General features: G+C 61.4%; 14 protein-coding genes, 1 pseudogene and 1 riboswitch. Of the genes and pseudogenes, 7 read left to right on the forward strand and 8 right to left on the reverse strand.

From position 1 onward, the window contains the following. Positions 1-171 precede the first annotated feature (171 nt). The 3 genes from ykgO to B7H23_RS06695 all read left to right on the forward strand — a co-directional run bounded on the left by ykgO (position 172) and on the right by B7H23_RS06695 (position 2,205). Entirely contained in the window at positions 172-297 is a 126-nt protein-coding gene (ykgO, locus tag B7H23_RS06685; RefSeq protein WP_012709334.1) for a type B 50S ribosomal protein L36, read from the forward strand. Positions 298-371: 74 nt separating this feature from the next. Beyond that, complete coding sequence (locus tag B7H23_RS06690) at positions 372-1,079, forward strand: tetratricopeptide repeat protein (RefSeq protein ID WP_094076525.1); 708 nt, start codon at positions 372-374, stop codon at positions 1,077-1,079. 31 nt (positions 1,080-1,110) lie between these two features. Beyond that, positions 1,111-2,205: an alpha/beta fold hydrolase gene (locus B7H23_RS06695; protein WP_240534993.1), complete on the forward strand. Its 1,095-nt coding sequence runs from the start codon at positions 1,111-1,113 to the stop codon at positions 2,203-2,205. Positions 2,206-2,217: 12 nt separating this feature from the next. On the opposite strand, the gene B7H23_RS06700 is transcribed toward B7H23_RS06695, so the two are convergent. The 4 genes and pseudogenes from B7H23_RS06700 to B7H23_RS06715 all read right to left on the reverse strand — a co-directional run bounded on the left by B7H23_RS06700 (position 2,218) and on the right by B7H23_RS06715 (position 6,248). Then, on the reverse strand, positions 2,218-2,844 hold the full coding sequence (locus B7H23_RS06700) for a LysE family translocator (RefSeq protein WP_206608858.1): 627 nt from the start codon (positions 2,842-2,844) through the stop codon (positions 2,218-2,220). Positions 2,845-2,906: 62 nt separating this feature from the next. Next, entirely contained in the window at positions 2,907-4,358 is a 1,452-nt protein-coding gene (gene pyk, locus B7H23_RS06705; RefSeq protein WP_094076527.1) for a pyruvate kinase, read from the reverse strand. Positions 4,359-4,889: 531 nt separating this feature from the next. Further along, a pseudogene (locus B7H23_RS16220) lies at positions 4,890-5,291 on the reverse strand (DUF1036 domain-containing protein); the annotation flags it as partial. A gap of 141 nt (positions 5,292-5,432) precedes the next feature. Then, positions 5,433-6,248: a hypothetical protein gene (locus B7H23_RS06715; RefSeq protein WP_094076528.1), complete on the reverse strand. Its 816-nt coding sequence runs from the start codon at positions 6,246-6,248 to the stop codon at positions 5,433-5,435. 169 nt (positions 6,249-6,417) lie between these two features. Between B7H23_RS06715 and B7H23_RS06720 the strand changes: the two genes are divergently transcribed. The 3 genes from B7H23_RS06720 (at position 6,418) to B7H23_RS16370 (ending at position 7,563) form a co-directional block, all read left to right on the forward strand. Next, a complete protein-coding gene (locus tag B7H23_RS06720) occupies positions 6,418-6,729 on the forward strand; it encodes a DUF1244 domain-containing protein (protein WP_094076931.1) in 312 nt (103 codons plus the stop codon). A 124-nt stretch (positions 6,730-6,853) separates the two neighbouring features. Further along, the gene (locus B7H23_RS06725) at positions 6,854-7,117 is read left to right on the forward strand and encodes a DUF2312 domain-containing protein (protein ID WP_094076529.1); all 264 of its coding nucleotides are present in this window, start codon (positions 6,854-6,856) and stop codon (positions 7,115-7,117) included. Between the two features lie 113 nt (positions 7,118-7,230). Further along, positions 7,231-7,563: a four-helix bundle copper-binding protein gene (locus tag B7H23_RS16370; RefSeq protein ID WP_476703821.1), complete on the forward strand. Its 333-nt coding sequence runs from the start codon at positions 7,231-7,233 to the stop codon at positions 7,561-7,563. Positions 7,564-7,623: 60 nt separating this feature from the next. On the opposite strand, the gene B7H23_RS06735 is transcribed toward B7H23_RS16370, so the two are convergent. Continuing rightward, the gene (locus B7H23_RS06735) at positions 7,624-7,803 is read right to left on the reverse strand and encodes a hypothetical protein (protein WP_094076531.1); all 180 of its coding nucleotides are present in this window, start codon (positions 7,801-7,803) and stop codon (positions 7,624-7,626) included. A gap of 95 nt (positions 7,804-7,898) precedes the next feature. After that, the gene (locus B7H23_RS06740) at positions 7,899-9,095 is read right to left on the reverse strand and encodes a vWA domain-containing protein (RefSeq protein ID WP_094076532.1); all 1,197 of its coding nucleotides are present in this window, start codon (positions 9,093-9,095) and stop codon (positions 7,899-7,901) included. A gap of 130 nt (positions 9,096-9,225) precedes the next feature. Between B7H23_RS06740 and B7H23_RS06745 the strand changes: the two genes are divergently transcribed. Continuing rightward, positions 9,226-10,164 carry a GGDEF domain-containing protein gene (locus B7H23_RS06745; RefSeq protein WP_094076533.1) on the forward strand — a complete coding sequence of 313 codons (939 nt, stop codon included), beginning with the start codon at positions 9,226-9,228 and terminating at the stop codon, positions 10,162-10,164. Between the two features lie 23 nt (positions 10,165-10,187). On the opposite strand, the gene metA is transcribed toward B7H23_RS06745, so the two are convergent. Further along, positions 10,188-11,132, reverse strand: coding sequence for a homoserine O-acetyltransferase MetA (gene metA, locus B7H23_RS06750; RefSeq protein WP_094076534.1), 945 nt, complete (start codon positions 11,130-11,132; stop codon positions 10,188-10,190). 68 nt (positions 11,133-11,200) lie between these two features. Further along, positions 11,201-11,279, reverse strand: a riboswitch (SAM riboswitch). Between the two features lie 95 nt (positions 11,280-11,374). Further along, positions 11,375-12,217, reverse strand: a complete 843-nt coding sequence (locus tag B7H23_RS06755; RefSeq protein WP_094076535.1) for an AAA family ATPase — start codon at positions 12,215-12,217, stop codon at positions 11,375-11,377. Positions 12,218-12,313: the final 96 nt, after the last annotated feature.

Below are 12,313 nucleotides of genomic sequence, written 5' to 3' on the forward strand. Positions count from 1 at the left end.
ACGTGCTATGCAACGCGGCAGACAAGCCCGTTCCCGATCCTTGACAGCCACCGTCGTTCCATCTTATGGAGCCGCATCTTTTTCGGCGCGCCCGCTGGGTGCGCCGTTTCCTTTGACGAATGAGACGTCGGCCATCGCCGCGATCTCGACAGACGAACCGGGATCGAACCCATGAAGATCAAGAATTCGCTGAAAAGCCTGAAGACCCGGCATCGCGAGAACCGTCTCGTGCGTCGCAAGGGTCGTGTCTATATCATCAACAAGTCCAATCCTCGCTTCAAAGCCCGCCAGGGCTGACATTCGGCGATTAATCGTCGCCAATGACGCAAGTGCGATTGTCGAAACCGCGTGAGAGCCTTAAATTGGCTTTCATGCGGTTTTTCCTTTGCCTTGGCCTGATGTTTCTGCCCTCCGGCCTCATGGCCGCCGAGGCGCCTCCGCGCGAGGCTCAGTTTTTCGGAATGCCGGATGAGCGCGACCCGTTCGGCGATCCGTTCGACGAGGATGCCGATTCGGTCCCGCCATTGCTGGCGCCCGAAGACGACGTCGAGACGGAGACCGATCCTCTACCGCCACTCCTTTACGGAGAAGAACGTCGGCAGAAGAAACTCGACGATCTCTTCGACACGCTGGCGAAAGCACCCAATCCCGTGATCGGTAAACGCGTGGCCGGCGCGATCCAGACGACATGGAACGAATCGGGCAGTCCGACCGTCGATTTTCTGATGGAGAGGGCTCGCGAGGCCATGCGGACCAATCGCAACGATGTCGCCTTCGATCTCATCGGCGAGAGCATCGTTCTGTTCCCGAACTACCCCGAAGCCTGGAACCTGAGGGCGACGCTGCATTTCCTGGAAGGCAACATGGACAAATCCATGGTCGATATCGAGCGGGTGCTGGCGCTGGAGCCCCGCCATTTCGGCGCTCTGACGGGTATGGCGGCGATCCTGCAGCAGGCGGGACGCGACAGTGCGGCCCTTGCGGTCTATGAACGCGCGCTCGAAATCTTCCCGACCCTCGAACCTGCGCGGAAGCAGGCCGAACGGTTGCGCAAATCCGTCGAGAACCAGACTCTGTGAGAGTGGCCGGGCACCATTGATGGAGCTGTTCGTGGCGATCCCGATCGGTCTGGCCCTCGGCATTCCCGTATTGCTGGCGCTGTTTTCGTTTCTTGCGACCCTTGTCATCGAATGGCGCTATCCGCGCGTGGGCGAAATCGCGCCTGTGGACGGGATCGATCTCCACTATGTCGTCTGGCCTGGTGAGGGGGCAGGGGCGGATATTCCGCCAGCGCTTTTCATCCACGGCGCGACGGGCAATCTGCACGACCAGATGAGCGCGATGGCGCCGTTTCGGGGCCAACTTCCAATGATCTTCATCGACCGGCCCGGCCATGGCTATAGCGGACGCGGGCATGGGCACGACCGGCCGGACGGGCAGGCGCGAGCCATTGCGGCTCTCATCGCGACAATCGCGCCGGAAGGCGTGACGGCGGTCGGGCATTCCTTCGGCGGAGCGGTTGCGCTCAATCTCGCCATGAACCATCCGGATCGGGTTCGCGGGCTCGTGATGCTGTCGCCGGCAACCCATCCCTGGCCGGGTGGCGCGACGAGCTGGTATTACCCGCTTGCTGCGCGACCGGTTATCGGCCGGTTTTTTGCCTGGACGCTTGCCATGCCGGGCGGTTTCCTGCGCCGCAAGGGCGGCATCGCCTGCGTCTTTGCGCCGAACCGCCCACCCAAGGGCTATGCCAGCGCAGCGGCCATCGATCTGGCGTTCCGGCCTCGCCATTTTCGCGCCAACGCCATCGATGTCGAAGGGCTGTTCGACCACGTCACCACGACGCAGGATCGCTATTCGTCGGTAACCTGCGCAGCGGTGATCCTGACCGGCGACCGAGATACGGTCGTTTACGAGCATGTCCATTCGGTGGGTTGTGCGCGCGATCTTCCCAACGCCGCGCTCTTCGTCATCCGCAATTGCGGTCACAAGAGCGATCATGTCGCACCGCGTGCGGTTCTGGCCGCCGTCGCCCGCGTAAGCGGCTATCCGATCAAAGGGATCGCCAGCGTCGAGAGCGAGATCGCGGGTGTCGAAGCCGCCATCGCGGCGGATCGGCACGGACCGGACTGCGTTCTGGAGAAACCAGGCGATGCGGGCGATCTTCTGGCAGCGGCGGAAACGGCCCGTTTACCCGCCACCTGAAGCCTTCTTTTCCTACGGCCGGCGGGCAGCCAGCGCCATGGCGGCGGATCCGAACAGGGCTATCGCGCCGAACCGGTTCAATCCGCGCCGGAAGGCTGGGCTGCGGACCGCTTCATGCGCCCATCCGGCCAGAAGGCCGTAGAGCGCGGCGTTGACGATGCTCAGAAGAACGAAGGTCAGGACCAGAACGACCGCCTGCGGCAGGAAGGGCAGATCCTGTGCGATAAAAAGCGGCACGAAGGCGACAAAGAACAAAATGCCCTTCGGATTGAGCAGTGTGACAAGGAATGTCTCGGCAAAGAGCCGGCGTGGCGACAGGCCTTTCGGCTGCGCTGTCGCCTCGGTCTTTGGCGAACCCGACCGCCAAAGACGGATCGACAGGAAGATCAGCCAAGCTGCGCCCGCATAGCGAACGATCTCGAACAATGTCGCCGATGTCGCAAGAAGGACGCCGACGCCAGCCAGCGAGATGGATGCTGCGAACAGGTCGCCAAGACCGACGCCCGCGACCGCTGGCGCCAATGTGGCGCGGCCATGAGCGGCAGCGCGCGCGACGATGAGCGTGATCGTCGGGCCGGGAATGACCAGGATGAGGACGCTCGCCAGAACGAAGGCGATGTAGCTGGAGATGTCGATCATGGCGCGGCCGGCCCTTCCTTGCAGCAGTCAGGCGGAAAGAAAGGCCGGCGCGCCGCGCCGTGTCAATCGTCGGATTTCGGCAGATCGCGGTAGCGCTCGCCGCCAATACGGGCGACGCGCAGCATGTTCGTGCTGCCGCGCGTGCGAAGCGGCACACCCGCGACGATGATGATCCGGTCGCCCGGCTGTGCGAAGCCCTCGGCCTCGGCGATCCGGCTCGCCCGAAGCACCATATCGTCCAGATCGGTCGCGTCCTCGGTGACGACGCAGTGACAGCCCCAGACAAGCGACAGCCGGCGGGCTGTGTCGATACGCGGCGAAAGGCTGATGATCGGCACCAGAGGCCGTTCGCGCGCGGTGCGGATGCCGGTGGCGCCGGAATCGGTATAGGTGACGATGGAAGCGACTTCGAGCGTTTCGGACATCTGCCGAGCGGCCAGCGACACCGCGTCGGCGGTGGTCTGCTTCGGCTCGGCGCGCTGGGCGGTGATGATGCTGGGATAGGTCGGCTCGCGCTCGACCGTCTCGGCGATGTCGTTCATCATCGTGACGGCCTCGACAGGGTAATCGCCGGCCGCGCTTTCCGCCGACAGCATGACCGCGTCCGCGCCCTCGAAGACGGCATGGGCAACGTCGGAGACCTCGGCGCGCGTCGGCATGGGGTCGGAGATCATGCTTTCCAGCATCTGGGTGGCAACGACGACCGGCTTGCCCGCTGCGCGGCACAGGCGGGTCAGACGCTTCTGGATGCCGGGCACCGACTGGATGGGCATTTCCACGCCCAGATCGCCGCGCGCCACCATGATGGCGTCGGACAGTTCGATGATCTCGTCGATGCGGTTCAGCGCCTGGGGCTTTTCAATCTTGGAGAGGATGTAGGCCTTGCCGTCGGACAGTTCCCGGCATTCGATCAGGTCTTCGGGCCGCTGGACAAAGGACATGGCGATCCAGTCGACATTGGCGGCGATCGCGGCTTTCAGATCCTCGCGATCCTTGTCGGTCAGGGCGCCGACGGCCAGCTCCGTATCGGGCAGCGAGACGCCCTTCCTGTTGGAGATGGAGGTGCCGGCGACGACTTTGCAGGTGATCGACCGCTTGTCGCTCTCCTCCGCGATCAGCTGCAGCTTGCCATCGTTGATCAGAAGGCGATGGCCGGCCTCGACCGCTTCCAAAATCTCCGGGTGGGGCAGATGGACGCGGGTGGCGTCTCCCGGCGTCGGATCGTCGTCCAGCGTGAAGGTCTGGCCCTCTTCCAGTTCGACGCTTTCTTCGGCAAAGATGCCGACGCGCAGCTTCGGCCCCTGCAGATCGGCCAGGATACCGATGGGGCGGCCGACCGTCTTCTCCACCGAGCGGATGCGCTCGACCTGTTGGCGCATCATGTCATGGCTGGCATGGCTCATATTGATGCGGAAGACGTCCGCGCCCGCCTCGAAGAGCTGAAGAATGGTTTCTTCCGTGTCGGAAGCGGGGCCAAGCGTGGCGAGAATCTTGACCTTGCGGCTGCGTCTCATTGTCGGGATTTCCAATGCCTAAATCGGTTTATGGTGCATCCCTGCGTAAGGCGAAGTTTGTAACACTGCAAGCGCGATGGCGCGGAAACATGCGGTGGCCTATTCGGAACCGCCGTCCGAGCCGCCATCCGAACCATCGCCCCCACCCGAATCGTCGCCACCGCCCGAATCGTCTGAACCACTGTCTCCATCCGATCCATCGCCGCCCGAATCGGTTCCGTCGGTGGATGAATCGGGCCCATCGGTGCCGCCATCATCATCTGCGCCACCATCGTCGGAATCGTCCCCGAAATCCGGTTCGGACGTATCGGTGGACCGGGACGGTTCGCTGGATCGCGGATTGTCCCGTGGAGTGGGAGGTGCGGTCCGCTTCGGCAGCGGTGGCGCGACGGACGGCGATGGCACGGCGTCGCTGCGGCTGTCTGCCGAAGAGTCGGTCGGTCCGACCGCGGCAGGCGGCGCTGGCGCAGTTTCCACGGTTGCGGGCGGTTCCGCTTGTGGCTCCAACTGCGGTTCCGGTTCCGGTTCCGGCTCGTCGGTCAACTGAACCATCCAGTTGATCTGTTCGCCGGTGTCGTGCTCCTGAAACCCTACGCGCTGATAGCCTCTGGCATAGCAATCGTTGATGCCGACGATTTTGAATTCCCGATCGGCGACGCACATATTGATCGGCCCGTCCCAGCGGCCGCCACGTTGCGCATCTTCGGCATAGAGATAATAAAAACGGGACGTCAGTGGCCCGTCGATGAGCGTTTTGCAGTTTGCCGGCTCGATATGATACCAGCCCTCCGTGATCCATCCGGACGAACCGCGCAGACCGATGGAAACGCCGACCAGGCTTTGCGTCGCATTGCAAACCCGGAAGTCCGCTTTCGCCGACACGGTGCCGGCGAGAAGAGCGGCGAGCATGGGCAGAAGAGCGGTAAGAACCATGCCTGAGATGCGCTTCAAACCAACCCCCAAGAGCAGCGACGCTGCCGGCCTACTGTACCAAACCCGGCTGTTTTTCGGCAATCGCCGCGCGTCTGTCAACGCGGGCGGACGGCCGAAAGTCCGATGTTTCGTCCGGCCTGCTCAAATTTCGAGATCCCGCAAACGCGCGACAATATCGGCTCTGTGGTCCGGCTCGTAGATGTTGCGCAGAACGAAACGCTCCACGCTGACATCGAGATCGAGCGCGCCGATGATCCGCTCCTGCATGGCGCGTTGACTGGTGGCCGGCAGGCGGCAATCGAAGGCCGGGGTCGTGTCGAGCCGGTAGGGGAGGGGGCCCGCCAGGCCCTGATAACCATAAAGCGGCATGCCTTCGATCGGGGCAAAGCCGCTACCTTCTATCTGGCCGAATTTCGTGAGCCCGTAATGCGTGCCGAGACCCTCCGTATGGTTGAGCCGCTCCAGCATGTGGGGATCAAGGAAGTTGACGTAGAAGAGGGATGCCGCGCCCTCATGGCGGACGATCATTGTGGGGATCGATCCGTAGGGCGCCATCTGGCGGGTGTAACAGGCGATGTGATCGGCCACCCGCAGACGCAGGCAAGGGATGACGATCGAACTCAGATGATCTTCATGGATCATGTATTTTCGCGTCAGCTGCAATGGTGCGGCATTGGAACCGGCTGCCAGAACCGCCGTCGCGGTAGAGAAATTGAAGGCGGCGAGCGCTTCGACGGCCCGATGCGTTGCCTTGGGCGCGCCATCGGGCAGCACCCAGCGCGCCGGCTCGTCCGGCAGGGGCGCTGCGCCATAATCGCCCAGATAAACATAGCTTCGGTCCGGATGCGAAAACGGATAGGCAAGCGCGAAGGCGAGCCGGCGCATCCGAATCTCGTGAGCCTCTTCCTCCGTGGCGGCGTCGGCGTCGACTGCGATATCGGCGAAGGGGATGGTCATGACGTTCGTTCCGGATGGTATGCTTTGGGCTCTTATGTGCTGCGCTTGGCCGCTTGCCAAGCGGTGTGGTGGCCATGTCTTGACGCAGTGCGATGGCGTGGCGATATCCTCGGATATGTCGGCAGGCCCGTTCCCTACGTTTCGCCTGCCACCGCTTGGAGGCGAACCGATGGATCACGAACTGACCGAAGACGAACAGCGCACGCTGGAAGCGGCGGCCTTTCGCCGCCTTGTCTCACATTTGCAGCAGCGAACCGACGTCCAGAATATCGACATGATGAATCTGGTGGGTTTCTGCCGCAACTGCCTGTCGAACTGGTATCTCGAAGCGGCCAAAGAGCGGGACATCGATCTGTCGAAGGAAGCCAGTCGCGAACGCGTCTACGGCATGCCCTATGCCGAATGGAAGGCCAAGCACCAGAGCGAAGCCACCGCCGAACAGCGCGAAGCGTTCAAGACGAGTCATCCGCATAGTCACTGACCGGCCGGCGCCGTTTATCCACCATGTGCCGCATTGTGTTATTCGAACCGGCCTTAACAGTTGACCGGGCGACCTGTGCTCTGGCACGAGCGGGCCACGATTTTTGATACCGACGGAGACAGTCTTGTCAGAACATAGCGATTCGCCGACCAGCGAAACCGTGGCCTCCGGCCAGCTCCGGGCCTTCATCGAGCGGATCGAGCGGCTCGAAGAGGAAAAGAAGACCATTGCCGACGACATCAAGGACATCTTCGCCGAAGCCAAGGGGAGCGGTTTCGACACAAAGGCCATGCGAACCATCATCCGCCTGCGCAAGCAGGAAGAGGCGGAAAGACAGGAAGCCGAAGCCATGATCGACCTTTACAAGGAAGCACTCGGCATGCGCTGAGCGCCGGTCACAACTCGTTCACAAACAATATTTTTTAGGACAAACTAATGTCAATCTCCTGTCACGGTAGTGACGTAGCAGGAGCGCGTTCTTGAGCCAACGAGGAGGCCCTAGTGAACGCGATCGATCTGACATTGAATCATCAAAGCCGCGCGAGCGCCTGCACCCGATGCATGCTGGCCTGCGCTTATTGTCTCGACCAGTCCATTGGATTGGCGAATATGGATGCGTGCATCCGCGCCTGCCGAGACTGCATGCTGATATGCGCCGATTGCGCCCGGGCCTGCGCAACCGAATCGAAGAACGGGCTCGCCCTTTGCGCGTCCTGCGCCGCGATCTGCGAAGCCTGTATGGAAGAATGCAGCCGGCACGATCTCGACCATTGCCGCCAATGCGCCGAGGCCTGTGCAGAATGCATGCAGGAATGCCGGCGTCTGGCAGCCTGATGCGGGGGTTGCCCTCAGCAATACAAGCGCGTGGCTCCGACGTCGCGTGGTTTCTTTGCCTCAGTCCTGACGGCCATCCGGCTCTTTCGCGACGCCCTTGAACGGCTCGTCGTCAGCCTTCTTGTCCATGAACTCGCCCGTCGTGCGGTCGCGCTTGTTCCAATGGCCGCCTGCATCCTTGATCTGGGTTCGATCCTTCACCGCTCCGATGCGGTGGCCATCGCCTGTATTGGTCGCCATGGTCGATCTCCTCGCCCTGCCGCCGCGCCGCGCGGCGGTTCTGACAGGAAGGTGGAGTCGGGTGACGCGGCGTCAAGGCGCAGGCCGCGAGTCTGTCAATGCCGGCGCGACAGTTCCCTGGTGGCGTTCTCAAGCCCCTTGAGAGTCAGCGGATACATGCGCCCTTCCATCAGATCGCGGATCATGGCGGTGGATTGCGTCCACTTCCACTGCGCCGGTTCGACCGGATTGATCCAGATGGCGTTCTTCCATTTGGCCGTGACGCGCTGCATCCAGAGTGCGCCGGGCTCGGCATTCCAGTGTTCCACGGATCCGCCAGGATAGGCGACTTCGTAGGGACTCATCGCTGCGTCGCCGACAAAGATCACCTTATAGTCCGGCCCGTATTTGTGAAGGAGGTCGTAGGTCGGGATCGTCCGGTCGTGACGGCGCCGGTTCTCCTGCCAGACGCGCTCGTAAATGCAATTGTGGAAGTAGAAATATTCCAGCTGCCGAAACTCCGATTTGGCCGCGGAGAACAGTTCCTCAACGACGCGGATATGGTCGTCCATCGAGCCGCCGACATCGAAGAACATCAGTAGCTTGACTGCATTGCGGCGTTCCGGCCGCGTCTTGACGTCCAGATAGCCATGTTCGGCCGTCGAACGCACCGTGCCGTCGAGGTCGAACTCTTCATCCGCGCCCTGACGAACCCAGCGTCGCAAGCGCTTCAGCGCGACCTTGATATTGCGCGTACCGATCTCGACATCGCCGTCGAGGTCGCGAAATTCCCGCTTGTCCCAGACTTTGACCGCCCTGCGGTGGCGGCTTTCCTTCTGGCCGATCCGAATGCCTTCCGGATTGTACCCGTAGGCGCCGAAGGGCGACGTGCCGGCAGTGCCGATCCATTTATTGCCGCCCTGATGGCGGCCCTGCTGTTCCTCCAGGCGCTTCTTCAGCGTCTCCACCAGCTTTTCGAACCCGCCAAGGCTCTCGACGAGTTTCTTCTCCTCGTCGGACAGATGTTTTTCGGCTAGACGCCGCAGCCATTCTTCGGGCAGGTCGATGCGCGACGCGCCATTGGCGCCCTGGCCCGATACCGCCTCGACCCCTCGGAAATACTGGCTGAAGATCCGGTCGAACCGGTCGATATGACGCTCGTCCTTCACCAGAACAGCGCGGGCGAGATAGTAGAAGCCCTCCACGTCATAGGTGACGAGATCGGCGTCCAGACCCTCCAGCAGCGACAGATATTCGCGCAGGGAGACCGGAACGGCAGCGGCCTTCAGCTCGAGAAAGAACGGGATGAACATCCTATTTCGCCGCCCTCGAACGCTTCAAATAGTAAAAAATCGCCTGTCCTTTCAAATTGATAAATTTTATGCCGGGTAATTGAATCGTAAGGGTCGAACCGTAGTGTCACCGCCAGAGGGCAGTGACGTTATGTTTGAACTTTTTGATTGTGACGAGCAAGGCTCGGCAACGGCGGATATTACGCGCGCGTCGCTGGTCGACACCGAAGACCGCCTCGGTATCATGCTCGATGCGATGCCGCTCGGTGTTCTGATCCACTCCCAGCACGCCATTCTTTACGCCAATGCTGGCGCATGCGGCCTTCTGGGGGAGGATCGCAACAGCCTCATCGGAAAACATTTCCTCGATTTCCAGGGCTCCGATACCGGTTCGCCGGCGTTCGACGAGGCCTTCACCGCCCTCGGCCGGACGACCGAACAGGAAATGGTCATCGTCATGCCGCGGACGGGCCGCGAACGGCTGATGCGGGTCATCATGGGGCGGTTGCCCTGGAAAGGCTTGCCGGTCGTTCAGATTCTGCTGCAGGACATTACCGACCAGAAGCGGGCCGAAAATTCTCTGCGCAAACTGTCGATCACAGATGAATTGACCGGCGCCTATAACAGGCGGCACGCCTTCTACGAGGCCGGTCTCTACATGGAGCGGTCGAAAACGGCGCACTTTTCGGTTGCGCTGATCGATGTCGATCACTTCAAGCACGTCAATGACTGTTATGGCCATGCGACCGGTGACGAGGTCCTGAAGGCGTTCACGGAGATCGGCCATCGTTTCCTGGCGACCTCCAATTTGGACTCCGCCATCTTTGCCCGGATCGGCGGTGAGGAGTTTCTGATTCTCGCACCCGATCGCGATCGGGCCCAGACCGTGCAGCTGGCCGACAATTTCCGACAGAAGCTGGCCGATCATGTGATGATGACGGCCAAGGGGCCGCTTTGCGTGACCGCATCGATCGGGGTGGCCGAACGGATGGCCGGCGACGCCAGTTTCGACAATATTCTGCAACGGGCCGACGAAGCGCTCTACGAGGCAAAGGAAACCGGACGCAACAAGGTTGTCAGCGCCGGGTGAGGCTTACAGCCGATGCGGGGCGGTCATGCCGCTCGGGACTGGCGTTCCCGGCCATTGCCGATTTCTGACAGATCATAGGCCGTCGTCTGATACATCTGGTTGATCCAGTTGTTGAACAGCAGAAACGCGTGAGACCGCCAGCGATTGATCGGCTTTCGCTCCGGATCGTCTCCGGGGAAGTAATTGGCCGGGATCTGAATGGATTTGCCTGCCGCCCGGTCGCGAAAATATTCGGTAGCCAGCGTACCGTGATCATATTCGATGTGGTTGAAGATATAGAGGCGGTTGGCGAAGTCTTCCGCCAGAAGGCACAGCCCCGTCTCATCGCTCTCCATCAGGATTTTCAGGCCCGACCTTTCGTCGATGTCGCTACGCCGCACTTCGGTCCAGCGTGAGACGGAGATGGAGAAATCGTCGGAGAACCCCGCAAGATAGGGGGATGATGGCTGGAGATTGCGATGCCGGTAGACACCGAATGCCTTGTGCGCCAGCTCTTGCTTCGGCACGCCATGGAAATGGTGAGCCGCAGCCATGGCGCCCCAACAGATAAAGAAGGACGAATGGACGTTCGTCGTCGTCCAGTCCAGGATCTGCTGCAGTTCCGGCCAGTAGGTCACATCCTCGAATGGCAGGGTCTCGATAGGTGCGCCGGTGATGATGAACCCATCGAACTTGCGATCCTTCACCTCCTCCCATGTCGAGTAGAACGAGATGAGATGGTCTTCGGCGGTGTTGCGCGCCTGATGGGTGCCGACGCGTATCAAGCTGAGTTCGATCTGAAGCGGGGTCGATCCGATCAGCCGGGCGATCTGCGTTTCCGTCTCGATCTTGTTGGGCATGAGGTTGAGCAGGCCGATCTGAAGCGGGCGAATGTCCTGCCGGACGGCCACGCTTTCATCCATGATCTGGACACCCTCTTTGACGAGGATTTCACGGGCGGGCAGGGTATCGGGAATTCGGATCGGCATGGCGTACACTCCAGAACAGGGCCGGGCCGCTTGGTCTGCTACCCGCTCTTCACCCACGACCGTTTCTTGGAATATCCGCAACGGCCATTTTAGCGAGTTGTTTAACGTGGCTGCAAGCCGGCCGGCCAAATCACCACAGACGCCAAAATAGGCGCCCTTTCAGACAGCGTCAATGTCCCCGTTTCAGCGTGCAGGACGATGGGCCGCCGCTTCGGCGGCGATTGCGGAAGCCCGGCGGACGATCAGCGGGCCTGCTGTCGCGCCAGAAAGGCCATCCGCTCCAGCAGATGCACATCCTGCTCGTTCTTCAGCAATGCGCCATGCAGGCGGGGCAGGGCATTCTTGGCGTCGCCGCGCAGATCCTCCGGCGAGACATCGTCGGCGACGAGCAGGCGGATCCAGTCCAGCGCTTCCGATGTGGATGGTTTCTTTTTCAGGCCCGGCGTCTCGCGCAGTTCGTAGAACTGGTTGAGAGCGGACGCGACAAGGCGCTGCTTGATGTCCGGATAATGCACGTCGACGATTCTGGTCAGCGTCTCCAGATCGGGAAAGCGGATATAGTGGAAGAAGCAGCGGCGCAGGAAGGCGTCCGGCAGTTCCTTCTCATTGTTGGAGGTGATGATGACGATGGGTCGGTGTTTGGCGCGGATGGTCTCGTCGAGTTCGTAAACGAAGAACTCCATCCGATCGAGTTCCTGCAGCAGATCGTTCGGAAATTCGATATCGGCCTTGTCGATCTCGTCGATGAGAAGCACCACACGCCGGTCGGCGGTAAAAGCCTGCCAGAGCTTGCCCTTCTTGATGTAGTTGCGGATGTCCTCGAAACGCGGATCGCCGAGCTGGCTGTCGCGCAACCGAGAGACGGCATCGTATTCGTAGAGGCCCTGTTGGGCGCGCGTCGTCGATTTGACGTTCCATTCGATCATCGGAACGCCGAGCGCCTCGGCCACCTGCCGCGCCAGTTCGGTCTTGCCGGTGCCCGGTTCGCCCTTGACGAGCAGCGGACGCTCCAGTGCGATGGCGGCATTCACCGCGACCATCAAATCCCTGTCGGCGACGTAGCTTTCGGTTCCCTCGAAACGCATTATGCTGTATATCCTTTGCTTCACTTCGGCGGCGCGGACATTAGGGGCCGCTACCGCTTCTCACAAGGACCGGTTTTTCACACGCCCCTTTTGGTC

The organism is Notoacmeibacter marinus, assembly GCF_002238045.1.
Taxonomy (GTDB): Bacteria; Pseudomonadota; Alphaproteobacteria; order Rhizobiales; family Rhizobiaceae; genus Notoacmeibacter; species Notoacmeibacter marinus.